This is a genomic window from Alcanivorax sp. P2S70, from assembly GCF_000475295.1.
Taxonomy (GTDB): domain Bacteria; phylum Pseudomonadota; class Gammaproteobacteria; order Pseudomonadales; family Alcanivoracaceae; genus Alcanivorax; species Alcanivorax profundi.
Window position 1 is genome coordinate 35,767 of sequence record NZ_AXBZ01000011.1, and the last position, 17,347, is coordinate 53,113.

General features: G+C 58.6%; 20 protein-coding genes. 17 read left to right on the top strand and 3 right to left on the bottom strand.

The features are described 5' to 3' along the window. Positions 1 to 59 precede the first annotated feature (59 nt). The 7 genes from Q672_RS22050 to Q672_RS22080 all read left to right on the top strand — a co-directional run bounded on the left by Q672_RS22050 (position 60) and on the right by Q672_RS22080 (position 4,262). A complete protein-coding gene (locus Q672_RS22050) occupies positions 60 to 1,064 on the top strand; it encodes an aminoglycoside phosphotransferase family protein (RefSeq protein ID WP_022984603.1) in 1,005 nt (334 codons plus the stop codon). Continuing rightward, positions 1,061 to 1,726 carry an N-acetylmuramate alpha-1-phosphate uridylyltransferase MurU gene (murU, locus tag Q672_RS22055; RefSeq protein WP_022984604.1) on the top strand — a complete coding sequence of 222 codons (666 nt, stop codon included), beginning with the start codon at positions 1,061 to 1,063 and terminating at the stop codon, positions 1,724 to 1,726. The genes Q672_RS22050 and murU overlap by 4 nt, the downstream gene beginning before the upstream one ends. Positions 1,727 to 1,831: 105 nt before the next feature. Beyond that, the gene (rpe, locus tag Q672_RS22060) at positions 1,832 to 2,506 is read left to right on the top strand and encodes a ribulose-phosphate 3-epimerase (protein ID WP_022984605.1); all 675 of its coding nucleotides are present in this window, start codon (positions 1,832 to 1,834) and stop codon (positions 2,504 to 2,506) included. A gap of 115 nt (positions 2,507 to 2,621) precedes the next feature. Then, positions 2,622 to 3,140: an NlpC/P60 family protein gene (locus Q672_RS22065; RefSeq protein WP_022984606.1), complete on the top strand. Its 519-nt coding sequence runs from the start codon at positions 2,622 to 2,624 to the stop codon at positions 3,138 to 3,140. 141 nt (positions 3,141 to 3,281) lie between these two features. Continuing rightward, the gene (locus Q672_RS22070) at positions 3,282 to 3,536 is read left to right on the top strand and encodes a type II toxin-antitoxin system RelE/ParE family toxin (RefSeq protein ID WP_233552478.1); all 255 of its coding nucleotides are present in this window, start codon (positions 3,282 to 3,284) and stop codon (positions 3,534 to 3,536) included. Between the two features lie 30 nt (positions 3,537 to 3,566). After that, positions 3,567 to 3,884, top strand: a complete 318-nt coding sequence (locus Q672_RS22075) for a HigA family addiction module antitoxin (RefSeq protein ID WP_022984608.1) — start codon at positions 3,567 to 3,569, stop codon at positions 3,882 to 3,884. Between the two features lie 138 nt (positions 3,885 to 4,022). Continuing rightward, positions 4,023 to 4,262, top strand: a complete 240-nt coding sequence (locus Q672_RS22080; RefSeq protein ID WP_152521815.1) for a hypothetical protein — start codon at positions 4,023 to 4,025, stop codon at positions 4,260 to 4,262. A gap of 104 nt (positions 4,263 to 4,366) precedes the next feature. Here Q672_RS22080 and Q672_RS22085 read toward each other — a convergent pair whose 3' ends face one another. Beyond that, positions 4,367 to 4,993 (bottom strand): HD domain-containing protein, encoded by a 627-nt coding sequence (locus Q672_RS22085; RefSeq protein WP_022984610.1) that lies wholly within the window; start codon positions 4,991 to 4,993, stop codon positions 4,367 to 4,369. A 335-nt stretch (positions 4,994 to 5,328) separates the two neighbouring features. Further along, complete coding sequence (locus tag Q672_RS22090) at positions 5,329 to 5,790, bottom strand: winged helix-turn-helix transcriptional regulator (RefSeq protein ID WP_022984611.1); 462 nt, start codon at positions 5,788 to 5,790, stop codon at positions 5,329 to 5,331. Positions 5,791 to 5,933: 143 nt separating this feature from the next. Here Q672_RS22090 and Q672_RS22095 point away from each other — a divergent pair, with 143 nt between their 5' ends. Next, the gene (locus Q672_RS22095; protein WP_022984612.1) at positions 5,934 to 7,043 is read left to right on the top strand and encodes an NADH:flavin oxidoreductase; all 1,110 of its coding nucleotides are present in this window, start codon (positions 5,934 to 5,936) and stop codon (positions 7,041 to 7,043) included. A gap of 337 nt (positions 7,044 to 7,380) precedes the next feature. On the opposite strand, the gene Q672_RS22100 is transcribed toward Q672_RS22095, so the two are convergent. Further along, entirely contained in the window at positions 7,381 to 8,688 is a 1,308-nt protein-coding gene (locus tag Q672_RS22100) for an MFS transporter (RefSeq protein WP_022984613.1), read from the bottom strand. A gap of 152 nt (positions 8,689 to 8,840) precedes the next feature. Here Q672_RS22100 and cyoA point away from each other — a divergent pair, with 152 nt between their 5' ends. The 9 genes from cyoA (at position 8,841) to Q672_RS22145 (ending at position 17,303) form a co-directional block, all read left to right on the top strand. Next, positions 8,841 to 9,854, top strand: a complete 1,014-nt coding sequence (cyoA, locus tag Q672_RS22105) for a ubiquinol oxidase subunit II (protein ID WP_035481882.1) — start codon at positions 8,841 to 8,843, stop codon at positions 9,852 to 9,854. Positions 9,855 to 9,892: 38 nt separating this feature from the next. Continuing rightward, positions 9,893 to 11,893: a cytochrome o ubiquinol oxidase subunit I gene (cyoB, locus tag Q672_RS22110; protein WP_022984615.1), complete on the top strand. Its 2,001-nt coding sequence runs from the start codon at positions 9,893 to 9,895 to the stop codon at positions 11,891 to 11,893. Next, complete coding sequence (gene cyoC, locus Q672_RS22115; protein WP_022984616.1) at positions 11,886 to 12,527, top strand: cytochrome o ubiquinol oxidase subunit III; 642 nt, start codon at positions 11,886 to 11,888, stop codon at positions 12,525 to 12,527. The genes cyoB and cyoC overlap by 8 nt, the downstream gene beginning before the upstream one ends. Beyond that, complete coding sequence (gene cyoD, locus Q672_RS22120; protein WP_022984617.1) at positions 12,524 to 12,880, top strand: cytochrome o ubiquinol oxidase subunit IV; 357 nt, start codon at positions 12,524 to 12,526, stop codon at positions 12,878 to 12,880. The genes cyoC and cyoD overlap by 4 nt, the downstream gene beginning before the upstream one ends. Before the next feature lie 139 nt (positions 12,881 to 13,019). After that, positions 13,020 to 13,733 (top strand): SURF1 family protein, encoded by a 714-nt coding sequence (locus Q672_RS22125; RefSeq protein ID WP_022984618.1) that lies wholly within the window; start codon positions 13,020 to 13,022, stop codon positions 13,731 to 13,733. An 18-nt stretch (positions 13,734 to 13,751) separates the two neighbouring features. Further along, on the top strand, positions 13,752 to 15,086 hold the full coding sequence (locus Q672_RS22130; RefSeq protein WP_233552463.1) for an ATP-binding protein: 1,335 nt from the start codon (positions 13,752 to 13,754) through the stop codon (positions 15,084 to 15,086). A 3-nt stretch (positions 15,087 to 15,089) separates the two neighbouring features. Then, entirely contained in the window at positions 15,090 to 15,635 is a 546-nt protein-coding gene (locus Q672_RS22135) for a response regulator transcription factor (RefSeq protein WP_022984620.1), read from the top strand. A gap of 179 nt (positions 15,636 to 15,814) precedes the next feature. Continuing rightward, the gene (locus Q672_RS22140) at positions 15,815 to 16,237 is read left to right on the top strand and encodes a VOC family protein (protein ID WP_022984621.1); all 423 of its coding nucleotides are present in this window, start codon (positions 15,815 to 15,817) and stop codon (positions 16,235 to 16,237) included. 55 nt (positions 16,238 to 16,292) lie between these two features. After that, complete coding sequence (locus Q672_RS22145; RefSeq protein WP_022984622.1) at positions 16,293 to 17,303, top strand: AraC family transcriptional regulator; 1,011 nt, start codon at positions 16,293 to 16,295, stop codon at positions 17,301 to 17,303. Positions 17,304 to 17,347: the final 44 nt, after the last annotated feature.

Genomic DNA, 17,347 nt, shown 5'->3' on the forward strand with positions numbered 1-17,347 from the left:
TTTGCACAGACGCGGCTGTGCGTCTGTAAAAGCGGCAGTGTAATGGAACAAGGAAGGCAATGCAGCCTGATAAAAGTAAATCTGACGTAACCCCTGACCCGCGCAAGGCGGATCTGGACCAGTGGGTAAGCGCTTACCTTGGTGCGCAGGTGGTGGGCGAGACCGCCTCTGCCGATGCCAGTTTTCGCCGCTATTTCCGTTATCAGCACGATGGCCGAAGCCTGGTGGCCATGGATGCGCCGCCCAGTCACGAGGACTGTCGGCCCTTTATTGATGTGGCCGGGCGGCTGGACGACGCCGGGGTGCATGTGCCGAAAATCGTCCATCAGGATCTGGCCCAGGGCTTTTTGCTGCTCACCGACATGGGCACCGAGACCTGGCTACATGCCCTCAACGAGGCCAATGCGGACCGCTGGTACAGCGCGGCCATCGATACCCTGATTACTCAACAGCAATATGCCGACGTGGCCGGGCTGCCGGTCTACGACGAGGCCCTGTTGCAGCGCGAGCTTGAGCTGTTCCCCCAGTGGTATCTGTTCCGCCACCGCGAGATGGTGGTCACCGGCGAGCTGCGTCAACGGCTGGACCGGGTATTTGACCGGCTCATCGATTCCGCCCTGGCTCAGCCCCGGGTGTTTGTGCACCGCGACTACATGCCCCGTAACCTGATGGTCTCCGAGCCCAATCCGGGTGTGATCGATTTCCAGGATGCGGTGGCCGGGCCGATTACCTACGACGTGATCAGCCTGTTCAAGGATGCTTTCCTGAGCTGGCCAGAAGCGCGGGTGTTGAACTGGCTGCGCGAGTATTTCGACAAGGCCACGGCGGCTGGCCTGCCGGTGCCGAAGGATTTTGACACTTTCCTGCGCGATTGCGATTTGATGGGCGCCCAGCGCCATATCAAGGTGATCGGCATCTTCGCGCGGATCTGTCACCGTGACGGCAAGCCCAAATATCTGGGCGATGTGCCGCGCTTCTTTGCCTATCTGCGCACGGTCATCGCCCGTCGCCCGGAATTGGCCGACCTGCAGTGGGTGCTGGACCAGCTTGAGGACAACCCGTGAAGGCCATGATACTGGCAGCGGGCTATGGCAAGCGCATGCGCCCACTCACCGATCACACCCCCAAGCCTTTGCTTCAGGCGGGGGGCAAGGCCCTGATCGAATACCACATCGAGGCCCTGCGGGATGCCGGCTTCGCGTCGTTGGTGATCAACAGTGGCTGGCTGGGCGACACCCTGGCCGAGGCGCTGGGGGACGGTAGCCGCTATGGCATTCCCATCGTCTGGTCTCACGAAGGCACCCCGCTGGAAACCGCCGGAGGCATCAAGCGTGCCTTGCCGCTGCTGGGCGACGCCCCGTTTGCCCTGATCAATGGCGATATCTGGACCGATTACGACGTGTCCCGGTTGCTCATCGAGTGCGATGATCCTGTGCATCTGGTGCTGGTGGACAACCCCCCGCACCACCCGCAAGGGGATTTTCATCTGACAGACACCGCCCGGTTGCGCGATAATACCGACCCGAGACTGACCTATGCCGGGATCGGCCGGTTTGACCCGGCCCTGTTCGCAGCGCTGCCGGAGGGCGAAGCCAAACTGGCCCCCGTGCTACGTCAGGCCATGGCCCGTGACGCGGCCAGCGGCGAGCATCATCGCGGCCAATGGTGGGACATCGGCACCCCGGAACGTCTCGACGAACTGGATCGATTGCTGACCCAACGCTGAGAACAACTTTTGTGGGAGTGGTCGTTCGACCGCGATTTCGTGCGCGGTGGAACCACCGCTCCCACAGTGACGATACTGCGCCAACTGCACTATTGAGGATTTATCATGCCCAAGCAGGATTACCTGATTGCCCCCTCCATTCTGGCTGCCAACTTCGCTCGCCTGGGCGAAGAATGCGATAACGTACTGGCCGCCGGGGCAGACGTGATCCACTTCGACGTGATGGACAACCACTACGTGCCCAACCTCACCATTGGCCCCATGGTGTGCAAGGCCCTGCGCGATCATGGAATTACCGCCCCCATCGACGTGCACCTGATGGTCAGCCCTGTGGATGACCTGATCGGCATGTTCGCCGAAGCCGGCGCCAGCTACATCACCTTCCACCCGGAAGCCAGTCAGCACGTGGACCGCTCCCTGCAGCTGATCAAGAGCCACGGCTGCAAAGCCGGTCTGGTACTCAACCCGGCCACCCGTCCGGACTGCCTGGAATACGTGATGGACAAGCTGGACATGATCCTGCTGATGAGCGTCAACCCCGGCTTCGGCGGCCAGAAATTCATCCCCAACACCCTGGATAAAGTCCGCAAGGTGCGCGAACTCATTGATGCCAGCGGCCATGACATTCGCCTGGAAGTGGACGGCGGCGTCTCCGAAAAGAACATCCGCGAAGTGGCCGCCGCCGGCGCCGACACCTTCGTGGCCGGCTCCGCCATCTTTGGCAAAGACGACTACGCCACCGTCATCCAGCAAATGCGAGAAGAGCTCGCCCAGGCCTAACAACAAAGCCCTGTCGGAGCGCCGCATGAGGCGCTCCTGCCTCAATGGTTAGTCTCTTGGAACCTTCCTGCTCTTTGGCTGCCTCACCCCCTAAGTCAGCCATCGCTTTCGCGCCATGCACCGCCATTTCAGTTTCTCCTTTTCGTTTCCCGCCGTCCTGCTGTTCGCCAGCCTGGCGTCCTGTTCCCTTGTCCCTCCGGAACGCCAAGCCCCGCCCCCTGAGATCGTTGATGCCCCACAGGATCTCCCGTCCCGGCAGACCCTCATCCTCGATAGCCTGCTCGCCCAAAAAGAAGACTGGCAAGGCGTTCCTTACCGCTACGGTGGCCTTAGCTCCAAAGGCGTTGACTGCTCCGGCTTCGTCTACCTCACCTTCCTCTCGCAACTGAACATGAAAGTCCCTCGCACCACCTCGGCACTCATGGAGGAAGGCGAACCTGTCGCCCGCAACGAACTGGAAATCGGCGACCTGGTGTTTTTCCGCACCGGCCCGGGCAACCGCCATGTGGGGATTTATATGGGTGGGGATGAATTTATGCATGCATCGGTAAGCAACGGCGTGATGCAGTCCTCGCTGAAAAACCCGTATTGGCGCGAGCGCTATTGGATGGCGAGACGGTTGGTGGAGCGGTAGCCCGCGCTCCGGTTTTCTTACGCTGGCAGTGTGTTTTGTAGAGGATGGCTTACATAAACAGGTAAGGGGTTGAGCTAAGGTTATCTCCCGAATTGGGGATTAGACTGAAGTTCACCGATGGGCACAGGTACCGCGCTCATGATGTCGTGTCGGGTGCTGGAGGGTTACTTCTTTAATGGCGGTGCTTGTCCGGCGCCCAAGAGTATCGAGGGGGCGCTCAAACGCAGACTTGAAATCCTTCATATCGCCAACGGCGAGCAGGATTCAAGGGTGCCTCCAGGAAACAGATCTGAGCACCTGAATGGAAAGTTGAAGCATTGGTGCTCAATTCGGGTCAACAAGCAATACCGCTTGGTGTTCACGTGGGATAAGGGTAAAGCGTTCGATGTATCTTGATCCCCATCAGTACAGGTGAAAGGTGACATCATGGTTGAAGCATTGAGGCTGCCAGCGCATCAGCCCACCAGCGTGGGAGCCATGCTCAAGGAAGAATTCCTTGAGCCCCTGAAGATTACTCAGGGGGAGCTGGCCAAGGCGATGGGCGTTAGTCGCAAGACTGTCAATGAGCTGTGCGGAAACCACCGCGGCGTCACGGCGGAAACCGCGTTTCTGTTGGCCAAGGTACTGGGCACAACCCCGGAGTTCTGGCTCAATCTTCAATACATGAATGACATGTGGTTGGCCATGCACAAGGAGTCCCTGGCCAAGAAGGTGGCTGCGGCCAAGTCGTTGGTTGCAGCTTGATTGGTGGCTGATCTTTCATCCAGCTGCAACATGAAAGACCTGACCTCTGTGTTCGAAGGATAGGTTCCGTTTTAGAGTTAACGCTTTATGCATCAGCTAGTGTTGTATTTTCTGGGTATCGTTTTCGCTTGGGGTCTTATGGAACTGCTGCTAAGACGTGGTTTCATGAAATCAACGAATGCGGCCTTGATGCTGTCTTTGTCGGCCATGATGGGTATTGTCCGTATTGTGGATTGGGAGATGAATTCTCCTGTCGTCAATGCAAGAACGGGCAAGCAGATCACCGCTGAAGACTTTTTTTTCATTTATGGGGGGGTGGTTTTATTTTGCTTTATTGCTTCGGTATTGCTTGAGATCAGGAAAAGGTCAAAGTCATAGGTGCGGGTTGGGGAGAAAGTCTTGCATCGTGTGTGGAAATGGAAAACCAACACGGGATGCCGGTTTTCTGAAATCGCGCCGTAAGCGTGTATTCAGGGACAGCGTTAGCGCCGCAGCTTCACAAGCGTACGGCTGAGGTTGTTTCTTGCCGGCAACTCCAGTTTCTCCCTCAGCGCCAGGGTGTGATAAATCACCTGCGAATCCAGAAAACCCTGCAACACCGCACGACGCCCTTCCCCAAACGCCTCCTCCGACACAAAGGCATACTCTTGCCGAATCCAGACTTCATAGCAGTCATACAGTTCTGCATCCGAGCCCAGAATACCTAGATCAATATCTTGCAGTAGCGCCATGTCCATATCGGTGGGTGGGTGCGGGTGAATGGTAGCGAGGATGAGGGTGTGGACGCGATTTTTCTGATCCTTTGTGAGGGTGCTACTCGCGAAATGCTCAGCGAACCAGTCGGCGCTGCGGGCTTCGTTGTCGCTGGCGCGGGGATCGTAGACTACGTCGTGAGCCCAGAGGGCCAATTCCACGGTCAGCGGATCGTCGGCCAGGTGGCGGTAGTGGTCCAGCCACTTCAGGCAGGCGGCTACGTGATCCAGGGTGTGGTAGTGGCGATGGGGTTCGCTGTAGAGGGTGGCCAGTTTTTGCCAGGTGGCATCGGGTTCGGGCAGCAGTGGGGCGACAGTGGTGTGCCATCGTTGTTGCAGTGCGGATACGGTGGTCATCCAGTTTCTCAAATCGTCTGGCGAGGCGATCTACTGTATCAGGAGAGTGAGGTTGGCGGGTTATTTAGCCAGCCCAGATCGGTATCGCGCAGCACCCCTTAGGGGACAGGCACGGTTATCGCTGCGATGACGGGGCAGGTAGTCGTGGAGCATTCAGGTGAGTGCCACCATCACCTCACATTCGCCATGCAAGCATGATTTATTCGCTTCGCTCACCCCTTCGGGGCCGCACTGCGTGCGTTACTCCGCTTCGCTCCGTTCCCACAAAAACCGTTAACTACTGTGTTCGGTGGTGATCGCGCCGCCAGCGACGCTCCTTCGGGGGCGTTGGGGAGTTAGCCCGCCTCCTCAAACGGCTTGCCGTTTTCATCCACAAACCGCACATCCCGCACCGTCAGCGGCTGCCCCTGCTGATTCTGGACGGTGACCGGGGCCAGTGGCTCGCCAGTCTGACGATCCACCAGCTTCATGCTGTCCTGTGCCCCATTCCAGCGTTCGCTCCACTGGCGCAAGGCGGTGACCACGGTGAACAGGTCACGGCCCTTGTCGGTGAGCCGGTATTCGTAGCGCTTGCCGTGTTCGCCCACATCCACGCGCACCATCACGCCGTTCTCGACCAGGCGGGAGAGGCGGTTGCAGAGGATGTTCTTGGCGATTCCCAGGCTGTTCTGGAAGTCCACATAGCGGCGGGTGCCCAGCATGGCCTGTTTCACGATCAGCAGGGACCACCAGTCGCCGACCTCGTTAAGGGCAGAGGCAACACAGCATCCCATTTCGTCAAAGCGTTTACGTGTCATGGCGCTAGTGTACGCCACAATGGTTGCAAAACGAAACCAAATAAGGTTTCATCGTGAAACCAAATTATGTGGCCGGGCGCTTCCCGGCGAACAGAAGCGCTGATTCTGTTGATTTTTTGAAGACGAAATTCGGGAGAGTACCTATGAGCGGTTCACTGGATAGCCTGTTGCGTCCTTTTGAGCATAAATCACTGAAGCTGCGAAACCGGGTGGCCATGGCCCCGATGACCCGCACCTTTTCCCCGGGCTATGTGCCCAATGAGGAAGTGGTGGGTTACTACCGCCGCCGCGCCGAAGGTGAGGTGGGGTTGATCATTACCGAGGGTACCTTTGTGGGCCACAAGGCCGCCAATGGCTACGAGCGGGTGCCGGCGATTTATGGCGATGAGGCCATGGCGGGCTGGAAGAAGGTGGTGGATGCCGTGCATGAAGCCGGTGGCCAGATCATTCCGCAGCTGTGGCATGTGGGCGCGGTGCGCAAGGCCGGCATCGGCCCCGACAAGGAAGTGCCCGGTTATTCCCCGTCCGGGCTGTTCAAGCCAGGAAAGGAAAATGGTCATGCCATGACCAAGGAAGACATCCAGGACGTGATCCAAGCCTTTGCGGACTCCGCCAAGGCCGCCAAAGCCGTGGGGTTTGATGGCGTGGAGATTCACGGAGCCCACGGTTACCTGCTGGACCAGTTTTTCTGGGAAGGCACCAACCAGCGTGACGACGAGTACGGTGGCTCCATCGAGAACCGGGCGCGCATCGGCGTGGAGATCGTCAAGGCGGTCCGTGAAGCAGTTGGCGAGGATTTTGTCATCGTGCTGCGCTTCTCGCAGTGGAAACAGCAGGATTACGAGGCCAAGCTGGCCCAGACCCCGGAAGAGCTGGAGCGCTTCCTGATGCCGTTCGTGGAGGCGGGCGTGGATATCTTCCATGCGTCGACCCGACGTTTCTGGCTGCCGGAGTTTGAGGGCTCTGATCTGAATCTGGCGGGCTGGACCAAGAACATTACCGGCAAGCCGGTGATTTCGGTTGGTAGCGTGGGCCTGGACGGCGACTTCCTCAACAGCCCGGAAGGCATGGGTGGCACCGCCAACCCGGCGGCGTTGGATGAGCTGACCCGACGCATGGACAACGACGAGTTTGACCTGATTGCGGTGGGCCGTGCCCTGCTGCAGGACCCCAACTGGCTAGTGAAGATGCGTGACGGCAAGGAAGACGAGATTGAGCCGTTTACCAAGAAAGCGTTGGGGAGTTTGAGCTGATAGCTATAAGTTTCAAGCTGCAAGCTACAGCGCAGGCTCGGGTCTGAAAGGAAGGAGGCCGCGTCCATAGGTTGGGTGCGGCCTTTTTCGTTGGTGTAAATGGGTTTGTGGGAGCGGCGGTTCCACCGCGAAAAACGCCGGGCCACGGCTATCGCGGTCGAACGACCGCTCCCACAGTGCGGCTTTCCCGGGTTCGCGTGTTGCATGTTGCGTGTAGCCTGATGCGGTCGCGAAGCAACCCCAAATGAAGAGGCCGCGCCTGGAATCCGGGCGCGGCCTCTCTGGTTTCAGCTGAACGACGGCGTCAGTCCGCGTTTCAACTTTGAACTTTACACTTTCAGCTCTCTTCGCCCTGATCTTCCAGCGACTGGTTGATGGCCAGGGCCAGCAGGGTGCAGATGACGCCGGAGAGCAGGTACACGGTTACCGACAGCAGCCCGAATTTGGCGGACAGGCCCAGAGCCACCAGCGGTGCAAATGCCGCGCCGAACAGCCAGGCGAAATCAGAGGTCAGGGCGGCGCCGGTGTAGCGGAAGCGCGGAGCGAAGTTGGCAGTCACGGTGCCGGAGGCTTGTCCATAGGACACCCCGAGAAGGGCAAAGCCCAACAGAATAAACGTGTCCTGCATGGCGGGACTGCCGCCCATCAACAATGGGGTGAGCAGGCTGAAAATGCCGATCATGGCGGCCAGGGCCCCCACGGTGGTGCGTTTACCAATGCGGGCGGCGATCCAGCCGGAGCCAATGGTCGCCATGATTCCCACAAAACCTCCCAGAATTTGCACGGTCAGCACTTCCGCAGTGGTCTGGCTGCCCTGAAAGGCAATCCACGACAGCGGGAAGATAGTCACCACATGAAACAGCGCGTAGCTGGCGAGGGCGGCGAATGAGCCAATAAAGATGTTGTAGCCCTCTTTGCGCACCATCTCGGTGGTGCGGATCGGCTCCAGCTCACTTTCTTCCATGGCTTCAGTGTACTCCTCGCCCAGCACCAGACGCAGACGGGCAAACAGGGCCACCACGTTGATGGCAAAGGCCACGAAGAACGGATAGCGCCAGCCCCAGCCCAGAAAATCTGCGGCGCTCAGGCTGTTGTACAGGTACAGGAACAGGGCGCTGGCGATCACAAAACCGATAGGCGCGCCCAGTTGGCCGATCATGGCATACCAGCTACGACTTTCTTTGGGAGCATTCAGTGCCAGCAGAGAGGGGAGACCATCCCAGGAGCCGCCAAACGCGATGCCCTGCATCACCCGAAACAGCGCGAGAAGGGCAATGGCGTAGCCGCCGAGCTTTTCGTAGCCGGGCAGGAACGCAATGCCGGCGGTGGCGGTGCCCAGCAGGAACAGAGCGGCGGTGAGCTTGATGCTTCGTCCCCACTGGCGCTGGATCCACATAAACAGCGCGGTGCCGAAGGGACGCGCCACAAACGCCAGGGCGAACAGCATGAAGGCGTAGAGCATGCCTTGCAGCTGACCGGTGAAGGGGAAAAAGAGCTGAGGGAAGATCAACACCGAGGCGATGCCGTACACGAAGAAGTCGAAGTACTCGGAGGTGCGGCCGATGACCACGCCCACAGCGATTTCGTTGGGAGCCACGGGGGCATGACTCTGGCCTTGAACAGGGGCCGGATAGGTATGGGACATGTTGTGCGCTCTTGCTCTACTGTTGTTATCGGTGCATTGATTTACGTCAATGCTCACCTAGGACTTTAAGCGCATGGGACAAAATGTCCAATACCCGCTTTGCAACCTGCTGGATAGAGTTCCCTCATCATAAACCAACCTGAAAAACGCCAATGCAATTAGTTAGATATTTGCGTGGAGCGTCGTTGACGTTGCTAGCGACCCTTCTGCTTTCCGGTTGTGACACCGTTGTGATGTCGCCTTCCGGTGATGTGGCCCTGCAACAGCGGGATCTGCTGGTCTGGGCCACCGTGTTGATGTTGCTGGTCATTGTGCCTGTGATCGTGCTGACCCTGTGGTTTGCCTGGCGCTACCGCGAGACCAATACCGAAGCGACCTACAAGCCGGAATGGACCCATTCCACGGTGCTGGAACTGGTGATCTGGTCTGTGCCGCTGATGATTATCATCGCGCTGGGGGCCATGACGTGGGTAAGTACCCACAAACTGGATCCCTACCGTCCGCTGGATCGCATTGATGCGCAGACCCCCGTGCCGGTGGGCCTGGAGCCACTCACCGTGGAAGTGGTGGCACTGGACTGGAAGTGGCTGTTTATCTACCCGGAGCAGGGTATCGCCACCGTCAATGAGCTGGCGGCGCCGGTGGATCACCCGATCCGCTTCAAGATCACTGCCTCCACCATGATGAATTCGTTCTTTATCCCGGCCATGGCTGGCCAGATCTATGCCATGGCGGGCATGGAGACCAAGCTCCATGGGGTGATTAACGAGCCGGGCGTCTACAAGGGCTTTTCCGCCAACTACAGCGGCGCCGGCTATTCCCAGATGAAGTTCGATTTCCACGGTCTCAGCGAGGCAGATTTTGATGCCTGGGTGGCCAAGGCCAAGGCCAGTGACAACGCGCTGGACCGGGAAACCTACCTGGAACTGGAAGCCCCGAGTATCGACGACCCGGTGACATTCTATGGTCAGGTGGACCCGACCCTGTATCACGCGATTTTCAACCGTTGCGTGGCACCGGGCCAGACCTGCATGGAAGACCTGATGTACCACAGTGGCATGGGCCAGCACGGCGGCCACCACGGTGAGGCAGACACCGGCCATGAGGGCCACGGGAAGCATGAAGGTCACGCTGGGCACGACCAGCATGGAGGCCATCATGACTAATACAGCATTCCTGATCGCTAACGCAGTAGGTGCCGCCCATGTTTGAGAACCTGGACCTGACCAAGCTGATCTTTGGTCGCCTTACCTGGGACGCGATTCCCTTTCATGATCCGATCATCCTCGGCACCTTCGCTGTGGTGGCGGTGGGCGGTATCGCGCTGCTTGCCGCGCTGACCCGCTACAAGCTGTGGGGCTACCTGTGGAACGAGTGGTTCACCACCATCGACCACAAGAAAATCGGCATCATGTACATCATTCTTGGCCTGGTGATGCTGCTGCGCGGCTTTGCCGATGCCATCATGATGCGTCTGCATCAGGCCATGGCCTTTGGGGATTCCACCGGCTACCTGCCGCCGCACCACTACGACCAGATCTTCACTGCCCACGGCGTGATCATGATCTTCTTCGTGGCCATGCCGCTGGTAACCGGGATCATGAACTACCTGATTCCGCTGCAAATTGGCACCCGCGATGTGGCCTTCCCGTTCCTGAACAACTTCAGCTTCTGGATGACCACCGGCGGTGCGGTACTGATGATGGTGTCGTTGTTCATTGGTGAATTCGCCAAGACCGGCTGGCTGGCCTACCCGCCATTATCGGGGATATTGCAGAGTCCCGGAGTCGGGGTGGATTACTACATCTGGGCGTTGCAGATCGCCGGGGTGGGTACGCTGCTGTCCGGGGTGAACCTGCTGGTGACCATCGTCAAGATGCGGGCGCCGGGCATGAGCCTGATGAAAATGCCGGTGTTCACCTGGACGTCCCTGTGCACCAACGTGCTGATCGTGGCCGCCTTCCCGGTGTTGACGGCGGTACTGGCCATGCTGTCCATGGACCGTTACCTGGATACCGCCTTCTTTACCAACGATCTGGGCGGCAACGCCATGATGTACGTGAACCTGATCTGGATCTGGGGACACCCGGAGGTGTACATCCTGATCCTGCCGGTGTTCGGTATTTTCTCCGAGATCGTGGCCACCTACAGCCGCAAGCCGCTGTTCGGTTACACCTCCATGGTGTACGCCACCGTGGTGATCACCGTGCTGTCCTACCTGGTGTGGCTGCACCACTTCTTCACCATGGGCTCGGGGGCCAGCGTGAACTCGTTCTTCGGGATCACCACGATGATTATCTCGATCCCCACGGGGGCGAAGATCTTCAACTGGCTGTTCACCATGTTCCGTGGCCGCATCAAGTTTGATGTGCCCATGCTGTGGACTGTGGGCTTCATGGTCACCTTCGTGATTGGGGGTATGACCGGGGTGTTGCTGGCGGTGCCGCCGGTGGACTTCGTGCTGCATAACAGCCTGTTCCTGATCGCGCACTTCCACAACGTGATCATTGGTGGCGTACTGTTCGGTCTGTTCGCCGGTATTACCTACTGGTTCCCGAAAGCCACCGGCTACAAGCTGGACGAGTTCTGGGGCAAGATGTCCTTCTGGTTCTGGCTGATCGGTTTCTACTTCGCCTTCATGCCGTTGTACGTGCTTGGTCTGATGGGCGTGACCCGTCGTGTCAGCCACTTCGAGGACCAGTCTCTGCAGATCTGGTTCCAGATCGCTGCCCTGGGGGCGTTCCTGATCGCCATTGGTATTGCCGCCTTTATCATCCAGTTGGTGGTGAGCTTCCTGCGCCGCGAGAGCCTGCAGGATGAAACCGGTGATCCCTGGGATGGCCGTACGCTGGAGTGGTCTACCTCCTCGCCGCCGCCGCCGTACAACTTTGCGTTCACCCCGCAGGTGCACGATCTGGATGCCTGGTGGCAGATGAAGCAACACGGCTTCCAGCGCCCTGAATCCGGCTTTATCCCGATTCACATGCCCAAGGGTACCTGGGCGGGTATCGTGCTCTCCGGTATCAGTGTGGTGGTCGGGTTTGCCCTGATCTGGCACATGTGGTTGCTGGCAGGGGTGTCTTTTGTGGCCCTGATAGGCACTGCGATCTACCACACCTTCGATTACGACCGTGACTACTACATTCCGGCGGAAGAAGTAGAGCGGATTGAAGCAGAACGTACACGGAAACTAGCCAATGTCTGATACCACGATGACTGCTGCTGCAACCGACAGCAGCCAGAACGGCCAGCTGGAGTTTCTTGTGAAGGGGGATCATCACCCCCAGAACGGCACCCTGCTGGGTTTCTGGATCTACCTGATGAGCGACTGTCTGATCTTCGCTTGTCTGTTCGCCACCTACGGTGTGCTCGGCCGCAGTTATGCGGGTGGGCCTACCGGGATGGAACTGTTCGATCTGAACCTGATCGCCATCAGCACCTCGTTGTTGTTGATCTCGTCCATTACCTACGGCTTTGCCATGCTGCAGATGCAGGCCAATCGGTTGAAGGGGACGATGTTCTGGCTGGCCGTGACCGGCTTGCTGGGCGCCGGCTTCCTGGGGCTGGAACTGTATGAGTTTCATCACCTGATTCACGTAGGTGCCGGTCCGCAGACCAGTGGCTTCTGGACGGCATTCTTCGCGCTGGTGGGGACTCACGGCCTGCACGTATTCTTCGGCATCGTGTGGCTGGTGACCCTGCTGCTCCAGCTGAAGAAGCGCGGCCTGATCCCGGAAAACAAGCGTCGGGTATTCTGCCTGTCCATGTTCTGGCATTTCCTGGACGTGGTCTGGATCGGTGTCTTCACTTACGTTTATCTGATGGGAGTGCTGCCATGAGCGAGCATACACACGATCATGATCATCACGATGCGGACATTCCCCACGTTTCCCTGAAGGAATACCTGACGGGCTTCGTGCTGGCGGTGATTCTCACCGTGATTCCATTCTGGTTAGTAATGGGCGATGTGTTCGAGAATTCTGCCACCACTGTCATGGTGATTCTGGGGTTTGCCCTGGTGCAGATTGTTGTGCACATGGTGTTCTTCCTGCACATGAACTTCCATTCGGAAGGCGGTTGGAACATGCTGGCCCTGATCTTCACGCTCATCCTGGTCTTCATTACCCTTGCCGGTTCCCTGTGGGTGATGCATAACCTGAACGTGAACATGATGCCGGGGATGATGGACTAGGGTTACGGTCATTCCCGCTGTGGGAGCTTGACTGCAAGCGATGCATGCCTCGCAAGTTAGGTAATCGCTTGCAGGCAAGCTCCCACAGGTTCTTAACCCTTCCTGCTTCCCCTTTCCCCACGTTTGAAGAGGCATGACCATGGCTCGTCGACGTCTTCTTGCTTTCCTGTTTCTGTTGCTGACAGCGTTGGCCTTTGTCGGCTTTATGTCGTTGGGAATCTGGCAGGTAAAACGGCTGGCCTGGAAGGAAGGCCTGATCACCAGGGTGGATGCCCGCGTGCATGCCGAGGCCGTTGAGGCCCCTGCCCGGAAGACCTGGGCAGAGGTATCCGAAGATCAGCATGAATACCTGCATGTGCAGATGAGTGGGCAGTATCGCGTGCAGGCCGTGGCACTGGTGGCTGCCGCTACGCAAGAAGGGCAAGGCTATTGGGTGATGGCGCCACTGCAGCGTACTGACGGCAGCTGGGTGTATGTAAATCAGGGTTTTGTGCCCCAGTCAGAGCGCAAGGCGGCCAGCCAGGGCTCCTATACCCCGACGGGGCCGGTCACCGTAAAGGGGTTGTTGCGCCTGAGTCACCCCGGTGGCGGCGTGCTACGCGACAATGTGCCGGCCGAAAACCGCTGGTATTCCCGCGATGTGGAGGCCATGGCGCAGCAGCAGGGGCTGTCCCCGGTGGCACCATATTTTGTGGATGCCGGACCTTCAGGTGTGGACTTGCCCGTAGGCGGGCTTACGGTGATTCAATTTCGCAATAATCATCGGGTTTATGCTCTGACCTGGTTTGCGCTGGCGCTGGGGATGCTGCTGGCGGCCTGGTTGGTGCTGCGGGATTCACGCCGAAAGCGGTAAACTGGGGTCATGGAAACCATGTCATCTGCTCATTCAACCTCGTCGGCGTCTGCGCCGGGTCCGCTGTTTTCGGCCATTCGCCGCAACAGCGATGACATCACCGGACGCAAGAACCTGCAATTGCTGATCCAGCTGCGCTGGATCGCCATGTTTGGCCAGCTTGCCACCATCCTGGTGGTCAATTACGGCTTTGGCATTCGTTTGCCGGTGGCGCAAATGCTGGTGGTACTGTTTGGCCTGTTGCTGCTCAATGCGGTCAGTCTGCTGCGCCTCAAGTTGCCAAAGAGCATCGGTAATACCGAGCTGTTTCTGTCACTGTTGATCGATGTGGCGACCCTTACCATGTTGCTTGCGCTTAGCGGCGGTGCCACCAACCCCTTTGTATTCCTCTATTTGCTGCAGGTGATTCTGGGGGCGGTGTTGCTGGAGGTGTGGTCCACCTGGGTAATCCTGGTCACCACGACGCTGTGTTTTGGATGGCTGGCCTGGTACGGGCATCCGCTGCCCATGCCGCTGGATCATTCCAAAGGGCTGTTCAGCCTCTACATCGAAGGGATGCTGATCTGCTTTGTGCTCAACGGTGTGCTGTTGGTGATTTTCATCAACCGTATTACCCGTAATCGCCGCCAGCGTGATGAACACCTGGCCGAGTTGCGCCAGCGAGCCGCAGAAGAAGAGCATATTGTGCGTATGGGCTTGCTGGCCTCCGGTGCGGCCCATGAACTGGGCACCCCATTGGCGACCCTGTCGGTGATTCTGGGGGACTGGAAGCATATGGAGCCTTTCAAATCCGATGGTGATATGGCCCAGGAAATTGCTGAAATGCAGACCCAGGTACTGCGCTGCAAGTCGATCGTCAGCGGCATCCTGTTGTCCGCGGGTGAGGCCCGCGGAGAGTCGTCGGAAGAAACCACCGTTCGGGAGTTTCTGGATGAGCTGGTGGAGGAATGGCGCGATACCCGCCCGGTGAAGGATTTTATTTACCTCAACGATTTCGGTACGGATTTGAGTATCGTTTCCGATTCGGCACTGAAACAGAGTATTCACAACGTTCTGGACAATGCTCTGGAAGCGTCGCCGAACTGGGTCCGGCTGGATGTTCATCGCGAAGAGGAAACCCTGCTGGTATCGGTGACCGATCGTGGGCCGGGTTTTCCCGCGGAGATGCTGGATAACCTGGGGCGCCCCTATCAGTCCAGCAAAGGGCGGCCGGGCAGTGGACTGGGGTTGTTCCTGGTGATGAATGTCTTGCGCACCCTCGGGGGCAACCTGCGGGCCCGCAATCTGGTCCAGGGTGGGGCGCTGGTGACCTTGTCACTGCCGCTATCGGTCGTGACACTGGAAGAGGAGTGAGACGTGTCTGACGCAGTGGAAGAACGTTTGCTGTTGATTGTCGAAGACGACGAGGCGTTTGCCCGAACCCTGAGCCGGTCGTTTGAGCGGCGCGGTTACCGGGTGCTCCATGCGGACAGCCTGGAAAGCGCACAGGGTCTGCTGGCGGATCACGACCCCGGCTATGCCGTGGTGGACCTGAAACTGAAGGGCGACTCTTCCGGGCTGGCCTGCGTGCAGGCCCTGCATCAGCACGATGAGCAGATGTTGATCGTGGTACTCACCGGCTATGCCAGCATTGCCACGGCGGTGGAAGCGGTGAAGCTGGGGGCCTGCCACTACCTTGCCAAGCCATCCAATACCGACGATATCGAAGATGCTTTCAATCGGGCCGAAGGCAATACCGAAGTGTCCCTGACCGCACGTGCCACTGATCTGAAAACCCTGGAATGGGAACGTATTCACGAAACCCTGGCAGAAACCGGGTTTAATATTTCAGAAACGGCTCGCCGCCTGGGGATGCACCGTCGCACGCTGGCTCGCAAGCTGGAAAAGCAGCGGGTCAAATAGGGCAATGAATAGTTAACAGTTAACAGTGAATAGCGAAATTCAAAGTCAAAATCTTTTGCGTCACATGAGTCCCCCGTAGGCACCCCGCCAGCGACGCTCCTACAAAAAGAGGGGGGGTCGAAAAGCGATCACGCCATTCGATTGGCTATGGAAAGCCCATTGTCTCAAGGAGGGAGACCATGACGGATGTTCGCGTTAACCCCTATCTGAATTTTCCCGGTAATTGTCGTGAGGCGTTTGCGCTGTATGCGCAGGTACTGGAGGCTGAGATCAGTTTTCTGATCACGATGGGGGAGTCGCCCATGGCCGATCAGGTGCCGCCGGAGAACCACGATCATATTTGTCACATCAGTCTTGAGGCCGAAGGTCTTGTTTTGATGGGGTCGGATTGCCCGCCGGATCAGTATGACAAACCCCAGGGCACCATTATCAATGTGCAGACGCAAACCGCCGCACGGGCAGAAGAGATCTTTACCGCATTAAGCGATGGGGGCGAGACCCGCATGCCTATGGAAGAGACCTTTTGGGCGGAACGTTTTGGCATGTGCATCGACCGCTTCGGGGTGCCATGGATGGTCAACTGCGACAAACCCATGCCCTGACAGGTGCTGGACAAGACAGGTGTCTGTGCCGGCATGAGTTCGTATACTGCTGACCATGAGCCAGACACCTGCTTCCGATAACGGCATTTTTTTATGGATGACCTACCAGGCCATGACCCGCGCCGGGCTGGACTGCGCGGCCATTTTTGCCAGTGTCGGCATGCCGGATGAGCCGCCGGACCAGTCCGAGCGACGGATCAATTCTCCTCAACAGCGTTTCTGGGCCGCGGCGCAACGGGTGAGTGGCGACCCGGATATCGGGCTGCATATTGGTGAGCTGATGCCACCGTTTCGTGGCCAGGTGCTGGAGTACCTGTTTCTGTCCAGCTCCACCTTTGGTGATGGGCTGCAGCGGGCATTGCGCTATAACCGGCTGCTGACAGATGCCCTGCAATTGCAACTGCGGATAGAGTCCGGGGTGGCCATTCTTGCCGGGCTGGAACACTCCGAGCGCCATTATCTCGAGTGCGCCACCACCCTGGTGCTGCGTTTTTTACAGCAGGTCAGCGATGGGGAGTTTCGTCCCGATCGGGTAACGTTCTCCCATAACCGGGGTGCCAGTGCCGAGGCGTATCAGCGTGTCTACGGTTGCCCGGTGGTGTTGGGGGCGGAAGAGGGGGCAATACATTTCGATGCTGCCCTGTTGGCGCGGTCGTCCCTGGCGGCGGAGCCGGAGCTGTTACGCGTGCATGAAACCCTGGCCGCCCGAAAGCTGGAGGATCTTGCGCGCCAGGATTTTCTGCATACGGTGGAGCAGGCGCTGGGTGGCTTGCTGGAGCAGGGGGGGGCGTCACTGGATGCGCTGGCGGAACGGCTGGGGCGGACACCGCGCAGCCTGCGCAGTGAGTTATCGGCGTTAGGAACCAGCTTCAAGGAGGTGCTGGCCGGTTACCGCGAGCGTTTGGCCCGGCGCCTGTTGGCTCGCACCCAGGAGCCGATTGACCAGATTATCTACCTGACCGGTTTTTCCGAACCGGCGGCCTTTACTCGGGCGTTCAAGCGCTGGACCGGCGAAACCCCCACCGCGTTTCGAAAACGCATGCACGCGGAACACCGCGATTTTTGATCCTGCTGACAGGGCGTTCTCCGCTGGCGATCAAAAGAGACACG